This is a genomic window from Paenalcaligenes sp. DL 463, assembly GCF_057475185.1.
The window spans coordinates 1,331,760-1,353,440 of the sequence record NZ_JBYBKX010000001.1; the positions used below are offsets into that span (position 1 = coordinate 1,331,760).

22 protein-coding genes are annotated in these 21,681 nt (G+C 49.0%); 18 read left to right on the forward strand and 4 right to left on the reverse strand.

From position 1 onward, the window contains the following. Positions 1–17 precede the first annotated feature (17 nt). From lapB to AC2UZI_RS06235, 4 genes are all read left to right on the forward strand, one after another. The gene (gene lapB / locus AC2UZI_RS06220; RefSeq protein WP_486942943.1) at positions 18–1,283 is read left to right on the forward strand and encodes a lipopolysaccharide assembly protein LapB; all 1,266 of its coding nucleotides are present in this window, start codon (positions 18–20) and stop codon (positions 1,281–1,283) included. Further along, on the forward strand, positions 1,280–2,209 hold the full coding sequence (gene rfaE1 / locus AC2UZI_RS06225; protein ID WP_486942944.1) for a D-glycero-beta-D-manno-heptose-7-phosphate kinase: 930 nt from the start codon (positions 1,280–1,282) through the stop codon (positions 2,207–2,209). The genes lapB and rfaE1 overlap by 4 nt, the downstream gene beginning before the upstream one ends. Continuing rightward, complete coding sequence (gene rfaD, locus AC2UZI_RS06230; protein WP_486942945.1) at positions 2,206–3,198, forward strand: ADP-glyceromanno-heptose 6-epimerase; 993 nt, start codon at positions 2,206–2,208, stop codon at positions 3,196–3,198. The genes rfaE1 and rfaD overlap by 4 nt, the downstream gene beginning before the upstream one ends. 111 nt (positions 3,199–3,309) lie before the next feature. After that, a complete protein-coding gene (locus AC2UZI_RS06235) occupies positions 3,310–3,627 on the forward strand; it encodes a ComEA family DNA-binding protein (RefSeq protein WP_486942946.1) in 318 nt (105 codons plus the stop codon). A gap of 99 nt (positions 3,628–3,726) precedes the next feature. Here the strand turns inward: AC2UZI_RS06235 and AC2UZI_RS06240 are convergent, their stop codons facing one another. Beyond that, positions 3,727–5,310, reverse strand: coding sequence for a methyl-accepting chemotaxis protein (locus tag AC2UZI_RS06240; protein WP_486942947.1), 1,584 nt, complete (start codon positions 5,308–5,310; stop codon positions 3,727–3,729). 207 nt (positions 5,311–5,517) lie between these two features. On the opposite strand from AC2UZI_RS06240, the gene cysM reads away from it, so the two are divergent. Beyond that, positions 5,518–6,423 (forward strand): cysteine synthase CysM, encoded by a 906-nt coding sequence (cysM, locus tag AC2UZI_RS06245; RefSeq protein ID WP_486942948.1) that lies wholly within the window; start codon positions 5,518–5,520, stop codon positions 6,421–6,423. A gap of 96 nt (positions 6,424–6,519) precedes the next feature. Here the strand turns inward: cysM and mltB are convergent, their stop codons facing one another. After that, entirely contained in the window at positions 6,520–7,686 is a 1,167-nt protein-coding gene (gene mltB, locus AC2UZI_RS06250) for a lytic murein transglycosylase B (protein WP_486942949.1), read from the reverse strand. An 11-nt stretch (positions 7,687–7,697) separates the two neighbouring features. Between mltB and AC2UZI_RS06255 the strand changes: the two genes are divergently transcribed. The 8 genes from AC2UZI_RS06255 to AC2UZI_RS06290 all read left to right on the forward strand — a co-directional run bounded on the left by AC2UZI_RS06255 (position 7,698) and on the right by AC2UZI_RS06290 (position 14,969). After that, positions 7,698–8,624, forward strand: a complete 927-nt coding sequence (locus AC2UZI_RS06255) for a histone deacetylase family protein (RefSeq protein WP_486942950.1) — start codon at positions 7,698–7,700, stop codon at positions 8,622–8,624. A 176-nt stretch (positions 8,625–8,800) separates the two neighbouring features. Next, the gene (locus AC2UZI_RS06260; RefSeq protein WP_486942951.1) at positions 8,801–9,550 is read left to right on the forward strand and encodes an electron transfer flavoprotein subunit beta/FixA family protein; all 750 of its coding nucleotides are present in this window, start codon (positions 8,801–8,803) and stop codon (positions 9,548–9,550) included. A gap of 1 nt (position 9,551) precedes the next feature. Continuing rightward, positions 9,552–10,481, forward strand: a complete 930-nt coding sequence (locus tag AC2UZI_RS06265; protein WP_486942952.1) for an electron transfer flavoprotein subunit alpha/FixB family protein — start codon at positions 9,552–9,554, stop codon at positions 10,479–10,481. A 115-nt stretch (positions 10,482–10,596) separates the two neighbouring features. Then, entirely contained in the window at positions 10,597–12,417 is a 1,821-nt protein-coding gene (locus tag AC2UZI_RS06270; protein WP_486942953.1) for an acyl-CoA dehydrogenase family protein, read from the forward strand. A 124-nt stretch (positions 12,418–12,541) separates the two neighbouring features. Then, the gene (locus AC2UZI_RS06275) at positions 12,542–13,183 is read left to right on the forward strand and encodes a peroxiredoxin (protein ID WP_486942954.1); all 642 of its coding nucleotides are present in this window, start codon (positions 12,542–12,544) and stop codon (positions 13,181–13,183) included. A 151-nt stretch (positions 13,184–13,334) separates the two neighbouring features. Then, positions 13,335–13,556, forward strand: coding sequence for a hypothetical protein (locus AC2UZI_RS06280; RefSeq protein WP_486942955.1), 222 nt, complete (start codon positions 13,335–13,337; stop codon positions 13,554–13,556). 228 nt (positions 13,557–13,784) lie between these two features. Next, entirely contained in the window at positions 13,785–14,162 is a 378-nt protein-coding gene (gene rplS / locus AC2UZI_RS06285) for a 50S ribosomal protein L19 (protein WP_486942956.1), read from the forward strand. Positions 14,163–14,231: 69 nt separating this feature from the next. Beyond that, positions 14,232–14,969 carry an NUDIX hydrolase gene (locus tag AC2UZI_RS06290; protein ID WP_486942957.1) on the forward strand — a complete coding sequence of 246 codons (738 nt, stop codon included), beginning with the start codon at positions 14,232–14,234 and terminating at the stop codon, positions 14,967–14,969. Positions 14,970–14,999: 30 nt separating this feature from the next. Here the strand turns inward: AC2UZI_RS06290 and rsgA are convergent, their stop codons facing one another. Together rsgA and AC2UZI_RS06300 are read right to left on the reverse strand one after the other, a co-directional pair. After that, positions 15,000–15,902: a ribosome small subunit-dependent GTPase A gene (rsgA, locus tag AC2UZI_RS06295; protein WP_486942958.1), complete on the reverse strand. Its 903-nt coding sequence runs from the start codon at positions 15,900–15,902 to the stop codon at positions 15,000–15,002. After that, on the reverse strand, positions 15,892–17,142 hold the full coding sequence (locus AC2UZI_RS06300; protein WP_486942959.1) for a M48 family metallopeptidase: 1,251 nt from the start codon (positions 17,140–17,142) through the stop codon (positions 15,892–15,894). Before AC2UZI_RS06300 ends, rsgA begins: the two co-directional genes overlap by 11 nt. Before the next feature lie 52 nt (positions 17,143–17,194). Here AC2UZI_RS06300 and orn point away from each other — a divergent pair, with 52 nt between their 5' ends. Genes orn through pgsA form a run of 5 tightly spaced genes read left to right on the forward strand, consistent with a single transcriptional unit; the run spans position 17,195 to position 21,680 of the window. Then, the gene (orn, locus tag AC2UZI_RS06305; protein WP_486942960.1) at positions 17,195–17,743 is read left to right on the forward strand and encodes an oligoribonuclease; all 549 of its coding nucleotides are present in this window, start codon (positions 17,195–17,197) and stop codon (positions 17,741–17,743) included. Positions 17,744–17,788: 45 nt separating this feature from the next. Next, complete coding sequence (acpS, locus tag AC2UZI_RS06310) at positions 17,789–18,250, forward strand: holo-ACP synthase (RefSeq protein WP_486942961.1); 462 nt, start codon at positions 17,789–17,791, stop codon at positions 18,248–18,250. Continuing rightward, positions 18,237–19,295: a beta-N-acetylhexosaminidase gene (nagZ, locus tag AC2UZI_RS06315; protein ID WP_486942962.1), complete on the forward strand. Its 1,059-nt coding sequence runs from the start codon at positions 18,237–18,239 to the stop codon at positions 19,293–19,295. Before acpS ends, nagZ begins: the two co-directional genes overlap by 14 nt. Further along, on the forward strand, positions 19,258–21,081 hold the full coding sequence (gene uvrC, locus AC2UZI_RS06320; protein ID WP_486943727.1) for an excinuclease ABC subunit UvrC: 1,824 nt from the start codon (positions 19,258–19,260) through the stop codon (positions 21,079–21,081). Before nagZ ends, uvrC begins: the two co-directional genes overlap by 38 nt. Before the next feature lie 29 nt (positions 21,082–21,110). Then, a complete protein-coding gene (pgsA, locus tag AC2UZI_RS06325; protein ID WP_486942963.1) occupies positions 21,111–21,680 on the forward strand; it encodes a CDP-diacylglycerol--glycerol-3-phosphate 3-phosphatidyltransferase in 570 nt (189 codons plus the stop codon). Position 21,681 lies beyond the last annotated feature (1 nt).

Genomic DNA, 21,681 nt, shown 5'->3' on the forward strand with positions numbered 1-21,681 from the left:
TTTACGGAGTAAGAAGCGTGGATTTTGAACCATGGTGGTTAATCGTTCTTCCCGTATTATTTGGCTTAGGCTGGTTAGCTGCTCGATTCGATTTTAAGCAAGTCTTATCTGAATCAAGAAATTTGCCCGATTCTTATTTTAAAGGGTTAAATTTTTTACTTAACGAGCAGCCCGATCGGGCCATCGACGCGTTTATTGAGGTTGCTAAGCTTGATCCTGAAACTACTGAATTGCATTTTGCATTAGGGAGTTTGTTTAGGCGTCGTGGTGAGATAGAGCGAGCCATACGCGTTCACCAAAGCTTATTAGCCAGAGCCGATCTGCCTGCTAAAGATCGCGAATCAGCACAATACGAGCTCGCACAGGATTTTCTCAAGGCGGGGTTGTTAGATAGGGCTGAAGAGGCTTTTGAGGCCGTTGTTGAAAGCCGCTTCTCCATTGAAGCAGTGCGTTCCTTAATACGCATTTACGAATCTGAGCACGACTGGCCACAAGCCATTGAAGCGGTTAGGCGGTTGCGAGAGCTGATCGATGAACCCGTTCCGCAATTGGTTCACTATCAATGTGAGCAGGCTCAAAGTGCATTAGAACAACGCGAACCCAATCTTGAACGAGCGCAAGCCGCGTTAGCTGAGGCCGATCGTGCAGACGACGCCTTGGGCGAAAAAAATGGTAGTGCGGCATCGCGGGCAAGAATTGCAATGTTAAAGGCGAAGCTAGCGCAGTTGAATGAAAACTATTCGGCGCAACGAGATCATCTGACTTCAGTGTTGCGTATTGCGCCCGAATATACGGGTCTTATCGCGGCTGAGCTGATGGTTTGCTATAAACACTTGGATCAAGCAGCGCAGGGGTTAAGCTTATTAAAAGCTCGTTACGAAGAGCTTCCCTCTATTGATGTGTTTAACGTCGTGTTTAGAGAGCTTCGCGAGCAGCAGGGCCATGTGCGTGCTTGGGCTTTTGCGCGTGCGGCGTTGCGAGCTCAGCCCTTACTGCTAAGTTTAGACCGCATGTTAGAGGTAGAGCTTACCTTTGCTGACAACCGTTCTGCCGTGCCCCTTACCGGAGCGCCTATCGAGGCGTTGCCTGCTTCGGCGGCGGCTGATGTTGTAGCGGGGGCCGATTTGGGCTTATTACGCCGTCTGGTTCATAAACATACTCAACGCTTAGATCGCTACTCATGCCGAGAGTGCGGTTTTGAGGCGCAACATTATTATTGGCAATGTCCTGGGTGTAACTCGTGGGAGACATACGCGCCTAAACGTTTAGAGGAAATGCAATGACTCCTTTTCCTTCGAGTGAAGTGAAGCATGTAAAAGTATTGGTTATTGGCGATGTCATGCTTGATCGATATTGGTTTGGAGATGTAGAGCGTATCTCTCCAGAGGCTCCGGTTCCTGTTGTGAAAGTGGCGAGGCGAGAGGACCGTTTAGGTGGTGCTGCTAACGTCGCACGAAATGTCGTGGCGCTGGGCGCCCATGCCACGCTTCTGGGTATTGCTGGACAAGACGATACGGCCATTGATGTAGAGCAATTGGCACACGGTGCAGGTATCCATGCCAATATTGTTCGGGATCCTCATATGCCAACGACCTTAAAGCTGCGAGTACTGGGTCGTCAACAGCAACTATTGCGCGTTGATTTTGAAGAGCGGCCAGCAGAGCAGACCTTAGTGACGATGCTTGATTACGCTCGTCAACTCATTGAGGGACATGATTTGATGGTGCTCTCTGATTACGCTAAGGGCACATTGGATCACATCGAACAACTGATTGCATTAGCTAACGAGTTTAATGTGCCCGTGATGGTTGACCCTAAAGGGGATCAGTATCAGCGCTATCACAATGCAACAATTATCACGCCCAATCGCACTGAAATGCAGCAAGCGGTTGGTTCTTGGGTCGATGAAAACGATTTGACTCAGCGGGCGCAAGCGTTGCGATCCAAGCTAGGTCTAGAGGCGATTCTGATAACACGTTCAGAGCAGGGCATGACAATTTTTACGTCCGCAGGTTCGCACCATGCTGATGCACAAGCCCAAGAGGTTTTTGATGTGTCTGGAGCAGGCGATACGGTACTAGCTACGTTGGCAGTAGCCAAGGCAGCAGGATTAGACTGGGCGGATGCGATGCGATGGGCCAATATTGCAGGTGGTATTGTGGTGGGTAAATTAGGTACTTCAATTGTTACGGTAGGAGAACTCGTATGATCGTCGTTACGGGTGGTGCAGGATTTATAGGCAGTAATTTGGTCGCTGGGCTAAACCGTCGGGGGTATACCGATATTTTGGTGGTTGATGACCTTTTGGATGGCGATAAGTTTGTAAACCTTGTCGACCTTTCCATTTCTGACTATATGGATAAAGACGACTTCCGTAAGCGCATTGCCGCTAATGCATTCACGGACATCGAGGCTATTTTTCATCAAGGGGCGTGCTCGGATACGACGGAACGCAACGGGCAGTACGTGATGGATAATAACTATCGCGTTACGCTAGAGCTATTCGAATACAGTCAAAAGCAGAAAATACCATTTATGTATGCCTCTTCTGCTGCTGTTTACGGAGCAGGCCCAGAGTACGTTGAAGACCCTCGTTATGAGGCCCCCTTAAATGTCTACGGCTACTCAAAACTTCTGTTTGATCAAGTGTTGCGACGTCGTCTTCAAGGTCTTACAGCTCCGGTGGTGGGCTTGCGCTATTTCAATGTGTATGGTCCACGCGAGCAACATAAAGGGCGTATGTCTTCAGTTGCCTTGCATAATATGAAGCAGTACAGAGCTGAAGGTTTTGTGCGTTTATTTGCAGGATGGGACGGTTACGAGAACGGTGGTCAGCAGCGCGACTTTGTTTTCGTTGAGGATGTGGTGAATGTAAATTTACATTTTCTTGATCACGCCTCGTCGTCGGGTGTGTATAACTGCGGCACGGGTAGAGCCCAACCCTTTAACGATGTTGCTATGACGGTGGTCAACACCATGCGCGCGCACGAAGGGCTAGAGGTCTTAAGTTTAGAGCAGTTGGTAGCGCAGGGGCTTATTCGTTACGTGGATTTCCCCAATGATCTAAAGGGTCGCTATCAAAGTCATACGCAAGCGGATTTAACGCAATTGCGTTCTGCTGGTTATCAAGCGGATTTTAGTACCGTGGCTGAGGGTGTGAAGCAGTACGTCGAAGCCGAGCTCGCTAAACAGATTTAGGGTTTTGGCGAGTTTTACGGATGGATAAGAGGGGCGCGAAGAGCGCCCTTTTTTTGTTTAAAAAGGGATCATAGGCTTTCGATTATTGTTATGGATTGGGAGCTTAGGATTATGAATCCTTTTATTCGTTCGGTTGTTGCTACACCGTTGCGCGTAGCAGTAGTAGTTTGTGGGGTGTTGTTCGTAACGCATGCCGTGGCAGTAGAGCTAAACTCAGCTACCGCGATCGAGTTACAAACGCTCAAAGGAATAGGGCCGAAAACAGCAAGCTTGATTATTGAAGAACGAGAGCGTGGCGGGCCGTTTGAAGACGCTCAAGATTTTAGTGAGCGAGTCAAAGGCTTGGGACCAAAAAAACTGGCTAAATTGCTCGAGGCGGGTTTAAAAGTTGACGAGCCGCCTAGCCCTATCCAAAAGGGCATGAAGTAGGCACACCCATGGCAGTAGCGATCTCGGTGAGCTAGCAGTAAAAATAAGAAAGGCTACCGTCTTAACCGACGGTAGCCTTATCAAGTATACAAGTTAGACTTATGACGTAAGTAGCACTGGGGCAGGGGATGATTCGTCTTTAATTCTGAGGGCCTGCACTGATTGCGTTAGGCGTTGCGTTTGATCCTCAAGGCTAGCCGTAGCCGCCGCAGCCTCTTCAACTAAAGCCGCATTTTGACGGGTGACTTCGTCCATCTGTAGCACGGCTCTGTTAACTTGTTCAATGCCAACGCTTTGTTCGTCGCTAGCAATTGAAATCTCGTTCACTAAGTTAGACACTTGCTGCACACTGGTGACAACCTCGTTAATGGTGCCGCTGGTCTCTTCGACAAGCTTGGCACCGTCTTGAATTTTACTGACTGCGTCATCAATTAGGTCTTTAATTTCGCGTGCAGCGGTGGCACTGCGTTGAGCCAAGGATCGGACCTCACTGGCAACCACAGCAAAACCTTTACCTTGTTCCCCCGCACGAGCGGCTTCCACGGCGGCGTTAAGAGCCAGAATGTTAGTTTGGAAAGCAATACCGTCAATGACGCTAATAATATTAACGATCTTGGCAGCAGAGTCGCTGATTGACGACATGGTGTGTGTGACTTGTTCGGTGGCCTCTCCCCCTTGGTTAGCGATGCTGGATGAGTTGAGGGCTAACTGGTTGGCTTGACGGGCGTTGTCGGCGGTTTGTCTGACTGTGTTGGTGAGCTCTTCCATGGCCGACGCGGTTTCTGTAAGCGAGGCGGCTTGCTCTTCAGTGCGCGAAGAAAGGTCGGTATTTCCGGCTGCAATTTGGCTGGAAGCCGTAGCAATGCTCTCGGCGCCGTTACGAACATTCCCAACCAAACGGTTTAGGTTGTGATTCATATCGGCTAAAGCAGACAGTAACTCACCGGTTTCGTCTTTAGAGTTTGCAACAATATGCCCGCTAAGGTCTCCTTTGGCGATGCGTTGTGCTGCACTAACAGCGGTTGAGAGAGGTACGGTGATGCCACGAGTTAAACGCCATGCGAAGAAGGCACAGAGAATGACAATCAGAAGTGAAGAGCCTAACAAGATGATTTGGCTCTGCTTACTGGTTTGTATAAGGGTGGCAGAAACGCGATCCATATACGTTTGTTGTGAGACGAGTAACTCGTTAAGCGTAGATTGATATTGATGTGCGGCTGGTGTGAAGTCGCTATTAAAGACGCGTTGAGCGTCACGTTCGTTTCCGGCGAGCTCAAGGTCGTTCATGTGATCGCGTACCTGCAGATAATGCTGACGTCGATCTAATAGGCGCTCGAAGATCTCGAACTCGTAATCAGCAACGAGCATGCCCTCGATTTGATTTTGCAATGCTGTAGATTGCTCAGTGGCCATCTGCGTTTGGGCAGCAAAAGCTTGAATCAATGATGAATCGGTGCTTTGAGCAATGGCTGTGGCGCGAGTGACTTCGTTGGTGGTGATGCGGTACCAGTCGTTAACGAGCCGTTCTTTGACAAGCGGGCTAACCATCATGTCTTGGAGTTCTTTGGCCAGCGTGTTGAAGTTCCAGGCTCCTAGAGCCGAGACCAATACGACGAATGTTACGGCGGTGCCGAAGCCAAGCGTTAACCTGCGGCCAATGCGCATATTGGTGAATAGTTTCATGGAGAGGCCTTTAAGCGAAGAAGTATGATTATCGTGTTTAGAGCCTTAACGACTACTGCCTGTGAAACTTTAGTTTTTGGATCTGCTTATGTCCCTCTTTTTCACTGTCTACAGCGACGTATTTTTATGTGGCTTTTATCTAGCGGGTAGTGGTAGTGTTAGTGTTTAATCGGTAGTATTGATTGTTCCCAGTTTTTGATTTCCGCTATGACTGCATATCCAACTATTGAAGACACTATTGGTTCAACTCCTTTAGTGCGTTTACAGCGAGTAGCCCCAGCCCTTACCGACGAGCGCGGTAATGTTATTCTGGCTAAGCTTGAAGGAAATAATCCCGCGGGTTCTGTTAAAGACCGTGCTGCCAGTTCTATGATTCGCCATGCTGAGGCACAAGGTAAAATTAAGCCTGGCGATACGCTTATCGAAGCCACGAGCGGTAACACAGGGATCGCTCTGGCTATGATTGCGGCTGTTCGAGGTTACAAGATGGTATTAATCATGCCTGATAACCTCTCGGTCGAACGACGAGCCTCTATGACGGCGTATGGGGCTAAGTTAATCCTCACGCCAGCCTCGGCAGGGGGCATGGAGTATGCGCGTGATCTGGCGCTAACGATGCAAGCCGATGGCGAGGGTATTGTGCTAGATCAGTTTGCTAATGATCATAATCCGCAAGCCCACATTCAAAGTACGGGTCCTGAAATTTGGACGCAAACCAATGGACGTGTCACTCACTTTGTGAGCGCTATGGGTACCACCGGAACCATTATGGGCGTGGGTTCCTATCTGCGTCGCCAAAAACCCGATGTGGTCATCGTAGGGGCGCAGCCCGCTGAAGGCGCGCAGATACCTGGTATTAGAAAATGGCCAGAGGCGTATCAGCCGGCTATCTACCGTCCGGTTGAGGTTGATCAGTTCGAATTAATAGGTCAAGCTGAAGCCGAAGACGCCGCCCGAGATTTAGCGGCTAAAGAAGGTATTTTTGCTGGCATTTCGTCAGGTGGGGCCTTGGTCGCGGCCTTGCGAGTTGCTGCAACGACAGAGAACGCCACGATTGTCTTTATTGCTTGCGATCGTGGCGACCGTTATTTATCGACGGGTATTTTTAATTAGCGATCACACCGCTTTTAAGTAGCGTTTTGTCGGTTTGGCCTCGCCAGAGCACTTGAGTTGATCAAGTGCTCTTTTCGTTGGTGATGCTCGGTGTGATTAAGGGGCATCCACTCCCATGTTTTGACTTAGCGCTTTGGCAAGCTCAGCAACGGACGCGGCATAAAAGTAGCTTCGATTGTAGTGTGTGATAGCAAAAAAGTTTTCTGAAGCAATGCGGTACTCGACAATGGATCGGGGTTCATCGACCAAGTTGATGACACCCAGAGGCCGAGTTTGCCATGGCTGCGGGGTCTCTGCCAGTGCTTTAGCACCAGCCTCTTGAAGCTCAGTAAAACTCAACGTAGGCTTCAGTCCGCCATTGACGAACTTGTCAGGATTAGTTGGTAGGGTAGCGTCAGGGAAAATGGGCAGTTGGGGCTGCCAACCGTGCACAATCAAGAAGTTTGCTACGGACTCCACGATATCAGGCATTGAGTTAAACAGATCAATTTTTCCATTATTGTCGCCGTCGACCGCGTATCGCATCAGGCTACCAGGCATAAATTGAGGTAGGCCCATTGCTCCAGCGTATGAACCGTAAGCATGACGCGCGTTCAGTTTTTCTCTGTGGTGCAAATCAATAAGGTCTGCAAGCTGGTTTCTAAAGAGTTCGCCACGCTCGGGGCGGGAATCATCAGGGTACGAGAAGCCCAACGTTGCAAGGGCGTTTAACACACTATAGTCACCTGTATGGCGTCCATACACGGTTTCTACACCGATAATAGCCACAATAATTGACGCTGGAACACCGTATTTATTCTCGGTCTCCTGCAGTAGCCCGTAGTGTTGTTGCCAGAACTCGGTGCCTGAACGAAGGCGAATAGGGTCCACAAAACGCTTTTTATAAGTTACCCAACTGCGTTTTACTCTTCCTTTGCTAGGGGCCATAAGCCGTGCTACATCGGCGTTATAGCGTACGTCTTTAAGTAGACTCTCTACCGTTTCGATCGGAATGGCACGTTGCGTTGCTACCTCTGCAGCCCACTCTTGTAACCATGGGCTTAGGTTACCGTTGGGCAAATGATATTGAGTGCGTGTGGAAACTGACGTTCCGGCTTGAAGGCTTGGGAAATCGGTTTGTTGTTGCGGCGTCAATGCGGTATTGGTATTGGCTTGTGAGGATGAGTTTTGTACGTTTGATGCGACCGGCGCTGGGGGTACTGCACACCCTACTATGAAGAAAGCGATCAGCCCGACTTGCAAAATACGTGCTGGTTTGAACATAATTCATCCTTATGGAGACACTATTAATTACTCATCCGTCGTTCCACTTACATGAAATGGGCTTAGATCACCCAGAGTCGCCCGCGCGACTTGAGGCGATTCAAACCCAGCTTTCTGAAAGTGGCTTATGGACACAACATAATGTGGAGCAGGCGCGGGCTGCAACCGATGTGGATTTATTGCGGGTGCATAGCGCCGAGCACCTATCATACTTAGGTGAGAAAGCTCCTGCCAATGGCTATTACGCAATTGACGCCGATACGATTTTAAATGAACATAGTTTAAAGGCAGCGCGCTTTGCTGCGGGGGCGGGGTTGGTGGGCGTGGATGCGATTATGCAGGGGCGTGCGCGCTCTGTTTTTTGTGCAGTGCGTCCACCCGGTCATCACGCGACACCGAATCAAGCGATGGGTTTTTGCTTCTTTAATAATATTGCCGTGGCTATGGCTTATGCCATCGCACAGTATCAGGTGAAACGTGTTGCCTTAGTGGATTTTGATGTGCACCATGGGAATGGAAGTGAAGATATTTTTGCGGGTCATGCAAACGTCTTGATGTGTGGCTTGTATCAACACCCCTTTTATCCGGGGGGTACTCACGAGCCTCCAGCGCAAAACATGGTAAATATACCAATGAGGGTAGGTAGTGGTGCTGAGAAAATGCGCCAAGTGGTTCACGAGCACTGGCTGCCGCGTTTGCATAGCTTTGCTCCTGAACTGCTGTTTTTCTCTGCGGGTTTTGATGCGCATGATGCCGACGATATGGCCCAGTTAGCCTTTCATGAAGCCGACTTTCAATGGATCACTGAGCAAGTCATGCGCAGTTGTGCTCATAGTACCCACGGCCGTGTGCTAAGCATGCTGGAAGGAGGCTACGATTGCCCCTCATTGGCGCGAAGTGTCGAGGCTCATGTCCGTGCTTTATCGGTTTACACGTAGTGCTTATGCTAGTATCCCCGAATTCAGGAAGGGTGTGTTCAAGGCTTGTTGGTAGAAACGATTAGGCAGATGTAAGTTAAGCGTTTTGATGAGCGAGCTAACGTGTTATGGCTTTTACTGGTATTGAGAGCCAAGTGAATGGAATTGTTTTTTAAAAGTGTTTTGGAGATAACCGGATGAAAGTCTTGGTACCCGTTAAACGTGTAGTGGATTTCAACGTTAAAGTGCGTGTGAAGTCTGATCAAAGCGATGTTGATATCGCTAACGTCAAAATGTCGATGAACCCGTTTGACGAAATTGCAGTTGAAGAGGCTATACGTCTTAAAGAGAAAAATGTTGCCACCGAAGTGGTTGCGGTTTCTTGCGGGGCGACTAGCTCTCAAGAAACGCTGCGTACAGCCATGGCCATCGGGGCGGACCGCTCGGTACTTGTTGAAACCGACGCCGAGTTGCAGCCCCTTGCTGTGGCTAAACTGTTAAAAGCCGTAGTGGAAAAAGAGCAACCTAAGCTGGTTATTCTAGGTAAGCAAGCGATTGATGATGACGCTAACCAAACGGGGCAAATGTTAGCGGCGCTATTAGATTGGCCACAGGCGACTTTTGCGAGCAAAATCGACGTCGAAGGCGATAGCGTTACGGTTACCCGCGAAGTTGATGGTGGTTTAGAAACCATTACGCTTAACTTGCCCGCTGTTATTACGGCTGACTTACGGTTGAACGAACCGCGTTATGTCACCTTACCTAATATCATGCGAGCCAAAAAGAAAACGTTAGACGTGTTGAAGCCCGAAGATATGGGTGTGGACGTAACGCCCCGACTGAAAACAGTGAAAGTTGAAGAACCTCCCGTGCGTTCAGCAGGTGTTATTTTGCCTGATGTGGCAACGCTAGTAGAGAAACTAAAAAACGAAGCAAAGGTGATCTAGGATGTCTATATTAGTTATTGCTGAGCACGATAATCAGCAACTGAATGCGGCGACGTTAAACACGGTGGCAGCGGCAACAAAGTTGGGCGATGACATCCATGTATTAGTGGCCGGTTTGAATGCACAGTCGGTTGCTGAAGCCGCGAGTGCAATTGTTGGTGTAACTAAAGTCTTGCATGCAGAGGGTGAAAGTCTGGCCAATGCTTTGGCAGAGAACGTTTGCGCTCAAATTCTTGAAATTGCGGATCAATACAGTCATATTCTTTTCCCTTCAACGACGGCCGGCAAAAATGTAGCCCCCCGAGTGGCGGCCAAGTTGGATGTGGCACAGATATCAGACATCATTAGTGTCGAGTCTGCCGATACATTCAAACGCCCCATTTACGCGGGTAACGCTATTGCTACGGTTCAATCGGCGGATCAGCAGAAGGTCATTACGGTACGTACCACAGCCTTTGATCCTCAGGCTACCGGCGAGGGCAATGCTTCCATCGAGACGATCAATGCGGTTGGTGCGCACACGGCATCGCAGTTTGTGAATCGCGAACATGCACAAAGTGATCGTCCTGAATTAAACGCTGCTACAGTGGTTGTCACGGGTGGGCGAGGTTTAGGAAATGCAGAGAACTTCAAGCTGCTTGAGCCTTTGGCCGATAAGTTAGGGGCTGCGCTCGGAGCATCGAGAGCGGCTGTGGATGCAGGTTACGCGCCTAACGATTGGCAAGTGGGGCAAACTGGAAAGATTGTTGCTCCGCAGTTGTATCTTGCTTTTGGGGTTTCCGGTGCCATCCAGCACTTAGCAGGGATGAAAGACTCTAAAGTAATCGTAGCGGTGAATAAAGACCCTGAAGCCCCCATTTTTGGTGTGGCAGATTACGGTCTGGTTGCCGACTTGTTTGATGTACTGCCAGAGCTAACTAACGCTTTGTAAATAAAAAAACCTGTGTAGCGTAGCGATCACAGGTTTTTTTTTGGGGCGCATGCGTCAGTATGAAGCCGCTTGCGTGACGATTTGATAACGCCCCTTTTCATTGTTTGGAGGCTGTATGACGTATCGCGTTCCGCGTGAAGATATCAATTTCGTATTGCGTAATTTAGCCGATTTGGATTCGGTATTACAGTTACCCACCAATGAAGAGCTCTCACGGGACCTTGTGGAGGCAGTGCTTGATGAGAATGCGCGGTTTGTGCAAGAAGTTATCGCGCCATTAAATGCACAAGCTGATCGTCAAGGAGCCCAATGGCACGATGGTGTTGTTACGACCACCGAAGGATATAAAGACGCTTTTTCCGCCTATGTTCAGGCGGGGTGGCAGGGGTTGCTGCATGACCCTGCTTACGGAGGGCAGGGACTTCCAAAGGTGCTTGGTGCCGTGGTGGGCGAGAACATGAATGCCGCTAGTTTGGCGTTTTCACTGTGCCCCCTTCTCACCGATGGCGTTATTGAGGCCTTGACCATCGTCGGAACGCCAGAGCAGCAGAAAAAATACATTCCTGCCTTAATCGAAGGGCGGTGGACAGGGACCATGAACTTAACTGAGCCGCAAGCGGGTTCGGATTTGGCCTTAGTTTCTTGTCGTGCTGAGCCACAAGAAAATGGCAGTTACCGCCTAAAAGGACAAAAAATATTTATCACCTATGGTGATCATGACCTTGCTGAAAATATTCTTCATTTGGTGTTGGCGCGTACACCCAATGCGCCGCAAGGCGTTAAAGGGCTTTCTCTGTTCTTGGTGCCCAAATATTTAGTGAATGACGATGGAGAGCGAACGCAGCGTAACGATGTATGGTGTGCTTCTCTTGAGCATAAGCTGGGCATACATGGCAGTCCAACAGCGGTATTGCTTTACGGGTCGGGGCAGGGTGATGTGGGTGAGGGGGGCGCCGTAGGCTACTTGATTGGCGAAGAAAATCAGGGCTTGTCCTACATGTTCATTATGATGAATGCGGCACGCTACGCCGTGGGGGTTCAGGGTATCGCCGTGGCAGAGCGTGCTTTGCAGCTAGCGGACCATTACGCACATGATCGTTTACAAGGTCAAGCGTTAGAGGGTTCAGATGGCCCTGTAGCCATCGTTCAGCACCCTGATGTTGATCGCATGTTGCGAACCATGAGAGGCTTAACAGAAGGTGCCAGAGCGGTTGCGTATTGGGCAGCTGTTGCCAATGATATTTCTAGAGATCATAGTGAAATAGAGTTACGTACACAGGCCAAAGCGCTGTACGAATTTTTGGTGCCGGTTGTGAAGGGGTTTTCTACCGAGATGTCACTAGAAGTGGCATCTTTAGGTGTACAAATACATGGGGGTATGGGGTACATTGAAGAAACCGGAGCGGCACAGCATTATCGTGATGCCCGTATTCTGACCATTTATGAAGGCACCACCGCAATTCAAGCTAATGATTTTGTGGGGCGAAAAGTACTTCGAGATGGGGGGAAGGTCGCAAATAGCTTGGCAAAGAGTATGCGTGACACCGTAGCCGAGCTTCGAGCTCAAGCTGAAGGGTTGGACGATGCTGATGGGCTTGGGTTCATTGCTGATCGTTTAGAGCAAGCCGTAGTGGCTTATGAGCGAGCCATCGCTTTTACGCTAAACCATGCTAAGCAGCAGCTACGCGCTGTTTTTTATGGAAGCGTCCCGTTGTTGATGTTAACGGGTACAGTTTTGGCGGGATGGCAGTTAGCTCGCTCAGCGTTAGTGTGTGCAACAAAAGGTAGTGGGCAATCCGCAGCCTTCGATGCTCAGAAAATGGCAACGGCTGTGTTTTATGCGGCCAATTTGCTTGCACGAGCTAGTGCTTATGCGGATTCCATCGAGTCTGGGCTAATGCTAGAGCGTTATAAAGCGAGGGCGATAGCGCAATAAGTAAATAGCAACAAGCTATTTGCCTTGCCATCCTCCTGCTGGGAAAATATTTCTATCTTCTCTGGTGTGGGCCTAGGTCATACATAGAGACTTATTTATTAAGTATTCACCGTACGGAGCAATTATGACAACTTTACGTTTAGGCGATACCGCCCCTGATTTCGAGCAAGCGTCTTCTGCGGGAACCATTAAATTTCACGAGTATTTAGGCGACAGTTGGGGTGTGTTATTTTCACATCCAGCCGATTTCACACCCGTATGTACAACAGAGTTAGGTTTCACGGCAAAGTTAAGCGATGAGTTTGCGAAGCGTGGTGTAAAAGTGATTGCCGTTTCTGTTGACGATAACGATTCCCATCACAAATGGATCGAAGACATTAACAACACGCAAAGTACCGTCGTGAATTTCCCCATTTTGGCGGACGAAGATCGTAAGGTTTCTAACCTGTACGATATGATTCACCCTAATGCCAGTACTACGGCAACGGTGCGCTCGGTTTTTGTGATTGATCCAGCAAAAAAAGTTCGTTTAATTATTACGTATCCCGCTAGCACTGGACGTAATTTTAATGAAATTTTGCGAGTGATTGATTCTTTGCAATTAACAGACAGCCACAGTGTGGCAACGCCGGTTAACTGGGAAGACGGCGATGACGTGATTATTGTGCCTTCTTTGGTCGACCCTGAGGTGTTGAAGCAGAAGTTTCCTAAAGGCTATACAGAAGTTCGCCCATATTTACGTATTACACCTCAGCCAAATAAGTAATTTTTTAGGTTTGAGTTGTCTTGAAAAGCCTCTGAGTCATGGCTCAGAGGCTTTTTTGTGGTTTTAACTCGACCGAAGTGCTAAGTGTGATTGCACCGTAAGCTGTTTTCTTATACAGTACTGTATAAATAAACAGGAAAAGGGGTTGCTCATGTCTTTCACTACTTATCGAGAACAGCGTCATCCTCATGCGTCAGTTCATTGTCGTTCTGATGTTTTACTTGCTATGCAAGCGGGCAGAAAAATAGCCACTAAAAAAGCAAATACAAAGCCACTTTCAAATCGCGATAAGATTCTTGATATTGTTGTTATTGTGGTTTGGGGGGCATCAATACCTGCTGTGATGTGGTTGGGTGCCCTAGGGGGGCTGTAGTACGTTGTCAGGCTACTGGTTATACGAGTTGCGCGTTAACTGCATCTTTTTTGCCTCATAGTTATTTGTTTTTACTGGGCTTTGAGAGAATTAGTGGTAGAATGTGCGGTTCATCCTCTGATGGGTAAATGCTGACCTTTAGTTAGTTATTGCATAACGAATTATGGGTTGTAGCAGGCACATGGCCATTCTTAATAAATACCCAGTCAAGATGCATTGGAGCAAGTTGTGAATTTAATTGATATTTTAGAGCAGGAAGAAATCCAGCGTTTGACCAACGGTCAACCTCATCCAGAGTTTGGGCCTGGGGATACGGTGGTAGTAAATGTTAACGTGGTTGAGGGTGCTCGTAAGCGTATTCAAGCTTATGAGGGCGTGGTAATTGGCCGCCGTAACCGTGGTCTAAACTCCTCATTCATCGTTCGTAAGATTTCTTCAGGCGAAGCGGTAGAGCGTACATTCCAGTTGTACTCTCCACAAATCGCTACGATCGAAGTGAAGCGTCGTGGTGCGGTTCGTCGCGCTAAACTCTACTACTTACGCGAGCGTTCAGGTAAATCTGCACGTATTAAAGAGAAGTTGGTACGTAAAAACGTAGCTAAATAACTTTTTAGTTGAATACGTAGTAGTATTAAAGGCACTCTGATCGAGTGCCTTTTTTATATCGTACACACTATGTCGTCGCTAAATATGCCTGCTCCTTCGCGTTTGATCACGCCACAGAGCTTTAACCCCGAAAGCCAGCCCGTGTTGGCGCTGGAGGCATTACCTGCGCTTGGGCACGACGCCATCCAAATTGAATTTATTCGTGAAGCGTTTAACTCGCCTGTTACGTGGCAAGTCGAGCCTGTCTTCAAGACGTCTTTTGTAGACAGCTTTCAGCGTTCACCTGAATCTGTACCCTCGGCAGTATTAATGGGCTTGCTTCAAGGGCCTACAGGCCTTTCGATGCTCTTTACGAAGCGCACCATGCGTTTGGTTGCCCATGCGGGGCAAGTTTGTTTTCCGGGTGGTCGTATTGATACTGTCGACTCCACTCCTCAAGATGCGGCCATTCGCGAAACTTTCGAAGAAGTGGGTATTGCGCCAACGTTTATCGAGCCCTTAGGGCAGCATCCAATTTTCTTAAGCTCTACCCAGTTCGCCATGTGTCCAATCGTGGGGCTGATACACGAGGGCTATCAACTTAAGCCCTCTCCAGACGAGGTGGAGTCAGTATTTGAAGTACCGCTTTCCGTGTTAATGGATCCACGAAATTTTCATCTGCATAAGGTTGAGACCGAGGATGGCAGTGGTCGCTTGTATTTCTCTGTACGCTGGCAACATCACTTCATTTGGGGTGCAACAGCGGTTTTGGTTCGAAACCTCTATCGCTACTTAGCAGCGGCAAAAATGCAGTTAAGTAAGGTGTAAGGTATGACCAACCGCTGGCGGCAGGTTGAGTTAATAGCGACTTTTAGCCTCATACTCGCTAAGCAGTCGTTGATAAAGCGCATAGCGTTCAGGTTGTATCTGTGCCGCATTTAAGGCGCTAACCACGCCACAGCCCGGCTCATGTCGATGCGTGCAATTATAAAAACGACAATGCGCGATGGCCTCAGCAAACTCAGGAAAGCCGTGCACAATATCTGAAGGTGTTAAGTGGGAGAGCCCAAATGCTTGAAAACCTGGCGAGTCGATGAGTTTCCCTGATGAGTTGGGCACGTGATAAAGCCGTGTGCTGGTGGTGGTGTGACGTCCTGCCCCGAGTGCTTGAGAGTGCTCTTGGGTTAAGGCATTGGCATCGGGCACCAGCGCGTTTAAAAGAGTGGATTTGCCCATGGCGCTTTGACCGAGTAGCAACGTGCTTTTATCGTGCAAATAGGGTAGTAATCGTTCACGTGTAGACGTGGTATCCAGAGCACTGAGCTCAATAATGTCAACGCCCAACTGAGAGAGTACCTGCAACCGTTTACGCGCTGACTCGACACTGGGTAAGTCCGCCTTATTAAGGATGATAAGTGGCTCGATATTAGCTGTCCAAGCGGCGACTAGTGCGCGTCCGGTCAGGTCCTCAGAAAATGGGGGCTCTGCGGCGACAACAATCAACAATTGATCAATGTTAGCAGCGAATATTTTGGTGCGCATCTCGTCCGAGCGGTACAGCAAGTTACGCCGTTCGTGGATACGTTCAATGGCCCCTTGGTCTGTACCTTGCATACTGATGTCTACGACATCCCCCACGCAAATGCCCGTGCGTTTGCCTCGTGTGTAGCATTTAATCACGTTGGCATCGCTTAACTCTACGAAATAGTGTCTTCCGTGTGCGGCGACAACGGTAGCTTCTTGAAGCGAATTAGATTTCATGAGTTTTTAGGTGTCGTAGTCGTGCGAGAGCGGGTGGGTGGCTATCGTAAAAAGCAGAGTGTAGAGGATCTGGCGTTAGCGTGGCAGCATTATCGTTGTAGAGTTTCAGTAAGGCGCTCCGAAGTGCAGCGGGAGGGCATTGTTGGGCAGCGTATGCGTCGGCTTCAAACTCATCGCGCCGAGAGAACCAGCTACCGAAGGGGCGCAGCCAAAAAGTGAAAACAGGGATGCAAAGGAAAAATAAGATAAGGCTGAGACCGTCGTTGGGTCGTCCTAGCAAGGGGTCAACGCCTAAGTCAGTATAAAACCACGTTTTTGTGCTGAGCCACGATAGTAATAACAGAAAGCCCAGCGCGGCACTAAAACTGATGACCATGCGTTTGATAATATGGCGATGCTTAAAATGACCCAGTTCGTGCGCCAATACTGCCTCGATTTCATCGTCGTTGAGTTGCTTTAATAACGTATCGAAAAATACAATACGTTTATGGCGACCTAAACCGGTGAAGTAGGCGTTCGCATGGGCCGAACGTTTAGAGCCGTCCATTACAAATAAGCCGTTCAATTCAAAACCGCACTGTGAAGCGAGCTGTTGAATTCGTGACTGCAAAGCGGGACGGTCTAACGGGGTGAACTTATTAAAAAGCGGGGCAATGACGCTGGGGTAGAGCCACAGAATAACAAGGTTAAAAGCAACCCAGAACAGCCAGACAAACCACGGCCAAAGCACTGGGATAGTGCTCATCAGCAGTAACGCCGTACTGATAAATATAGCGCCAAGCACTGCCGCGACGGCCGTTCCGACCAGTGTGTCGCGAATAAATAAAGCCGGTGTCATTCGGTTAAAGCCAAACTTAGCTTCTAACTTAAAACGGCGCCAGATACTAAAGGGAAGGTTGATCAGCCCTGAAATCGTGAATACGCTGAAGACCAACAGCAATTGGCGCAAAATTTCGTGAGAAATATGCTGTGCAAAAAACAGGTCTAGTGCGTTTAGCCCGCCTAAAAACGTTAAGCAGATGAGAACGGCGGCGTCGAAGATACGTTCATAACTAGAAAGTTGCACACGAGCCACCGTGTAATCAGCCGCACGCTGATGACTACGCAAGCTGATACGCTCGGCAAACTCTGGAGGCACTGCTGCCCGATGCCGCAATACATGTCGTATTTGGCGCTTAGCCAGCCAAAAACGGATACAAAGATCAGAGAGTAAAAACAGCAGAAAGAGAAGAGTGAACATATAGGCGTACGGTTTATGCGAAAATGAAAGTAACTTCAACTAAGGATTATAAATGGCAGTGAACATTCAGCAGCGTTTAGTATGGCTTGATATGGAGATGACGGGCTTAGATCCCGAAAAAGAACGAATCATTGAGATCGCCGTTATTGTGACCGAGGCCGATTTAACGTTTGTGGCAGAGGGGCCTGTTATTGTAGTGCACCAAAGCGATGCGTTATTAGACGCTATGGATAATTGGAACAAAGGGACTCACGGGCGCAGTGGCTTAATTGAAAAAGTGAAAGCCTCAACGGTGACAGAGGCCGAAGCTGAAGAGCAGGTGTTGGCATTCTTGAAGCAGCATGTGCCGTCGGGTAAGTCACCGTTATGTGGAAACACAGTAGGGCAAGATCGCCGGTTTATGGTCAAGTATATGCCGCGTTTAGAAGAGTTTTTTCACTATCGTAATTTGGATGTCAGTACGCTTAAAGAAATGGCCATGCGTTGGAAGCCCGAAGTGGTATCGAGTTTCGTGAAGAAAAGTAAGCATGAGGCACTGGCTGATATCTACGAGTCAATTGATGAGCTTAAGCATTACAGAGAGCATTTCATCAAGTTGTAATAGCCATTTCACGTAACGTATTCGATTAAAAAGGTAGGAGCCATTTTGACTCTATCTTCTCTGCCTCCGGCGATCGCAGGCATTGGTACTGACATTAGTTATGTATCGCGGGTGGCCGGCGTTTTTCAGCGCCACCCTGAGCGGTTTGTAAAGCGCATCTTGGGACACGAAGAGCAACACGTGTTTAAGCGGCGTCATGGGCGAGATCCACGGCGCGGCATGCGATATTTGGCGACACGCTTTGCAGCAAAAGAGGCTTTTTCCAAGGCGATAGGGTTGGGTATGCGTATGCCCATGGCGTGGTCAAGGGTGCAAATACTGAATGCCCCCAGTGGCAAACCACAAGTGGTGCTGGCGGGCGAGTTACGAGACTGGTATGAGCAACGGTTCGGCGTGGCGCATGTAAGCCTTACAGACGAGTCTGACACAGTGATGGCTTTTGTTATTGTAGAATCGCTCCTTCCTTCAACTTCCATGACGAGTATTGATAACAATGATTCAAAATAGTAGCGCTGCACTACAGTCGCCTGGACCAGTGATGGTTGACGTTGAGGGTTTTGTCCTTACCGAGGCTGAACGTATTCGTTTGCAGCATCCCTTAGTGGGTGGTGTGATTCTCTTTGCCAGAAACTTTCAGTCCCGTGAACAATTGACGGCACTTTGCGCGGATATTCATCAGACGCGTAACGAGCCTTTGTTGATTGCTGTTGATCACGAAGGCGGTCGGGTTCAGCGTTTTAAAACCGATGGTTTTACCACACTGCCTTCGATGCAAAAACTTGGGTTATTGTGGGAGCGTGATGCGATCAAAGCAGCCAGTGTTGCGGCAGATACCGGTTACGTGCTGGCGGCTGAGCTTCGGGCGTGCGGGGTTGACCTCAGCTTTACTCCGGTGCTTGATTTAGATTGGGGCGTCAGTAAAGTCATAGGTGATCGCTCATTTCATCAGAACCCTAAGGCGGTCTCGATGCTGGCAGCAGGGCTTGTTCGTGGCTTACAAAAGGCGGGGATGGCGAGTTGTGGCAAGCATTTCCCAGGGCACGGTGCCGTCGAAGCTGATTCGCATCATGAGATCCCTATCGACAATCGCAGCTTAGAAGAGATCCTCGATGCGGATGCGGCACCTTATGGCTGGTTAGGTTCGATGACACTTAATAGTGTGATGCCTGCCCACGTTATTTATCCTAAAGTGGATGAGAAACCAGCGGGCTTTTCAGAGTATTGGTTACAACGAGTATTGCGCCGTGCTTTGGCTTATGACGGCGTTATTTTCTCAGATGACCTGACCATGGAAGGGGCTACCGTAGCGGGAGATATTCTTGCCCGTGCACAAGCTGCGTTAACCGCTGGCTGCGATATGGTGCTGGTATGTAATAAGCCAGAACTGGCGGATGACTTGTTATCTCGTTTATCGTTCACCTTAAGCGATGAGTCAGTGCAGCGCATACGTAGTCTTATGCCTTCCGAGCCCGCATTAAGTTGGGATGCTTTACAAGACGATGAGCATTATCAATATGCCCGAGACCTTCAATCTCAAATCCTTTCTAGCTGAACTTCCCAACCTGCCTGGGGTATATCGTCACCTTGATGCGCAAGGGGAGGTGCTCTATGTGGGTAAAGCGCGGGATCTAAAGAAACGCGTTAGCTCGTATTTCCAAAAAAATCTGAGCAGTCCACGTATTGCGCATATGGTGGCTAGGATTGAGCGAATCGAGGTAACGGTTACGCCTAGCGAGGCCGAAGCCTTATTGCTTGAGAATAATCTCATAAAGCGTTTAAGGCCCCGCTACAACATCTTGTTTCGCGATGACAAGTCGTATCCGTACTTGCGTATTAGTGCGCATGTGGTTCCGCGTATTGCGTACTATCGTGGCAGTACAGGGGCTGGAGGACAGTTTTTTGGTCCTTACCCCAACGCTTGGGCAGTACGCGAAACCATACAGATTTTGCAGCGAGTTTTTAAATTGCGTACCTGTGAAGACAGTGTGTACGCCCATCGTACGCGCCCCTGCTTGCTGCACCAAATTGAGCGGTGTTCTGCTCCGTGCGTGGATTTGATTTCTCCCGAAGCGTATCAAGCAGATGTCAAAAGAGCGGTGCGGTTCTTAGATGGTCACGCCAGTGACGTGCTAGGGGAAATCGAGGCGCGCATGCTTGACGCATCCCAGCAATTGGATTTTGAGTTGGCTGCTGTATTACGCGATCAGATGAAAGCGCTGTCTACCGTGCTTCAACAGCAAACGATGGAACATACGGGTACCGATGATGTGGATGTCATTACTGTCGTGGCGGCAGGAGGGAAAACCTGTGTGAATCTGGCCATGGTGCGGGGAGGGCGTCACCTCGGTGATCGTGCGTTTTTTCCTACCCAAGCTCAAGGCGACGCCGAAGCCGAGGTGTTGGCGGCATTTCTCAGTCAACATTATATCGAGCGACCTTTGCCTCCGATTTTAGTGTGTTCGCATCGGCCGAATGATAAGAATGTGCTTGATATGCTTAAGGCACAGACAGGTGTTGATGTCCGAGTAATCACCCGTCCGCAAGGTGTACGTAAGGCTTGGTTAGAACAGGCCACTAAAAACGCCGAGCTGGCTCTGGCTCGCGTATTAAGCGAGTCAGTAACGCGTGCAGCACGAACGGCTGATTTAGCGCAAATTTTAGAGTTGGATACGGATGAAAACGCCATCGATGCGATAACCATCGAGTGCTTTGATATCAGCCACACGGCAGGAGAGGCTACGCAAGCGTCATGTGTGGTGTATAGGCATCATGAAATGCAGACCGCACAATATCGCCGTTACAACATTGTGGGTATCACACCGGGTGATGATTATGCAGCGATGCGGCAGGTATTAACGCGTCGATTTTCGCGTGTGGCCGAAGGAGTGGGAAGTCTGCCTGACGTGGTGTTAATCGATGGCGGTAAAGGTCAAATATCGACGGCGAAACAAGTGTTTACCGAATTAGGTCTTGATACACGAGTGCTGGTTGGCGTGGCGAAAGGCGATGCGCGTAAAGTGGGTTTAGAAACCTTGATTTTTGCTGATAATCGGCCAAGCCTAAACTTAGGGGTAGAGTCGCCTGCACTCATGCTTATTGCAGAAGTGCGTGACGAGGCGCATCGGTTTGCGATTACTGGAATGCGGGCACGTCGCGCAAAGTCGCGGAATGTGTCACGATTAGAGGACATTGACGGAGTAGGTGCTAAACGTCGCCAGCGCTTATTGGCACGTTTTGGCGGTTTTTCAGGGGTGGTAGATGCCAGTATTGATGATCTGCAATCTGTGGAAGGTATTTCCGCAGCGCTGGCCGAACGCATCTACTATGCTTTACGCTAGATTCAGCCTTCCAAAGTTATTCATTAATTATGCCTTTTAATCTTCCTATTGCGCTTACTTGGTTGCGGATCATTATGATCCCTTTGGTGCTTGGGCTCTTTTATTTGCCCGAAAGCTGGATGAGTGTGCCCCTGCGCGACACGGTGGCGTGTTTTGCATTTGTGGCGGCGGCACTAACCGATTGGTTTGATGGCTGGCTAGCTCGGCGCTGGAGGCAAACCTCGGCTTTCGGGGCCTTTTTAGATCCTGTCGCGGATAAGTTAATGGTGTGTGCCGCGTTATTGGTACTTGTTGACTTGGGGCGGGTTGATGCGGTCATTGCGTTTATTATTATTGGACGTGAAATCACAATTTCGGCACTTCGCGAATGGATGGCTAAAATCGGTGCCAGTTCAAGCGTTGCAGTCAGTTGGTTAGGGAAGTTTAAAACGGCTGCTCAAATGGTAGCTATTCCGTGTCTGCTTTTTTGGCAAGACTATATGGGCGTATCGGTAGGGCTAATTGGAAAAGGCCTCATTATTATTGCTGCCATATTAACTGTGTGGTCCATGTGCTACTACCTGAAAAAAGCGTGGCCAGAGATATTAAAAAAGACGTGAT

Bases quoted from the DNA above. Each gene is read 5' to 3' on its own strand.
- cysM (WP_486942948.1), top strand. From the start codon at position 5,518: ATGACTGCATATCCAACTATTGAAGACACTATTGGTTCAACTCCTTTA.
- mltB (WP_486942949.1), bottom strand. From the start codon at position 7,686: ATGTTCAAACCAGCACGTATTTTGCAAGTCGGGCTGATCGCTTTCTTC.
- nagZ (WP_486942962.1), top strand. From the start codon at position 18,237: ATGATTCAAAATAGTAGCGCTGCACTACAGTCGCCTGGACCAGTGATG.
- rfaE1 (WP_486942944.1), top strand. From the start codon at position 1,280: ATGACTCCTTTTCCTTCGAGTGAAGTGAAGCATGTAAAAGTATTGGTT.
- uvrC (WP_486943727.1), top strand. From the start codon at position 19,258: ATGCCCGAGACCTTCAATCTCAAATCCTTTCTAGCTGAACTTCCCAAC.
- AC2UZI_RS06255 (WP_486942950.1), top strand. From the start codon at position 7,698: ATGGAGACACTATTAATTACTCATCCGTCGTTCCACTTACATGAAATG.
- AC2UZI_RS06300 (WP_486942959.1), bottom strand. From the start codon at position 17,142: ATGTTCACTCTTCTCTTTCTGCTGTTTTTACTCTCTGATCTTTGTATC.
- orn (WP_486942960.1), top strand. From the start codon at position 17,195: ATGGCAGTGAACATTCAGCAGCGTTTAGTATGGCTTGATATGGAGATG.
- AC2UZI_RS06270 (WP_486942953.1), top strand. From the start codon at position 10,597: ATGACGTATCGCGTTCCGCGTGAAGATATCAATTTCGTATTGCGTAAT.
- AC2UZI_RS06265 (WP_486942952.1), top strand. From the start codon at position 9,552: ATGTCTATATTAGTTATTGCTGAGCACGATAATCAGCAACTGAATGCG.
- pgsA (WP_486942963.1), top strand. From the start codon at position 21,111: ATGCCTTTTAATCTTCCTATTGCGCTTACTTGGTTGCGGATCATTATG.
- AC2UZI_RS06275 (WP_486942954.1), top strand. From the start codon at position 12,542: ATGACAACTTTACGTTTAGGCGATACCGCCCCTGATTTCGAGCAAGCG.
- rfaD (WP_486942945.1), top strand. From the start codon at position 2,206: ATGATCGTCGTTACGGGTGGTGCAGGATTTATAGGCAGTAATTTGGTC.
- AC2UZI_RS06235 (WP_486942946.1), top strand. From the start codon at position 3,310: ATGAATCCTTTTATTCGTTCGGTTGTTGCTACACCGTTGCGCGTAGCA.
- AC2UZI_RS06290 (WP_486942957.1), top strand. From the start codon at position 14,232: ATGTCGTCGCTAAATATGCCTGCTCCTTCGCGTTTGATCACGCCACAG.
- AC2UZI_RS06280 (WP_486942955.1), top strand. From the start codon at position 13,335: ATGTCTTTCACTACTTATCGAGAACAGCGTCATCCTCATGCGTCAGTT.
- AC2UZI_RS06260 (WP_486942951.1), top strand. From the start codon at position 8,801: ATGAAAGTCTTGGTACCCGTTAAACGTGTAGTGGATTTCAACGTTAAA.
- rsgA (WP_486942958.1), bottom strand. From the start codon at position 15,902: ATGAAATCTAATTCGCTTCAAGAAGCTACCGTTGTCGCCGCACACGGA.
- AC2UZI_RS06240 (WP_486942947.1), bottom strand. From the start codon at position 5,310: ATGAAACTATTCACCAATATGCGCATTGGCCGCAGGTTAACGCTTGGC.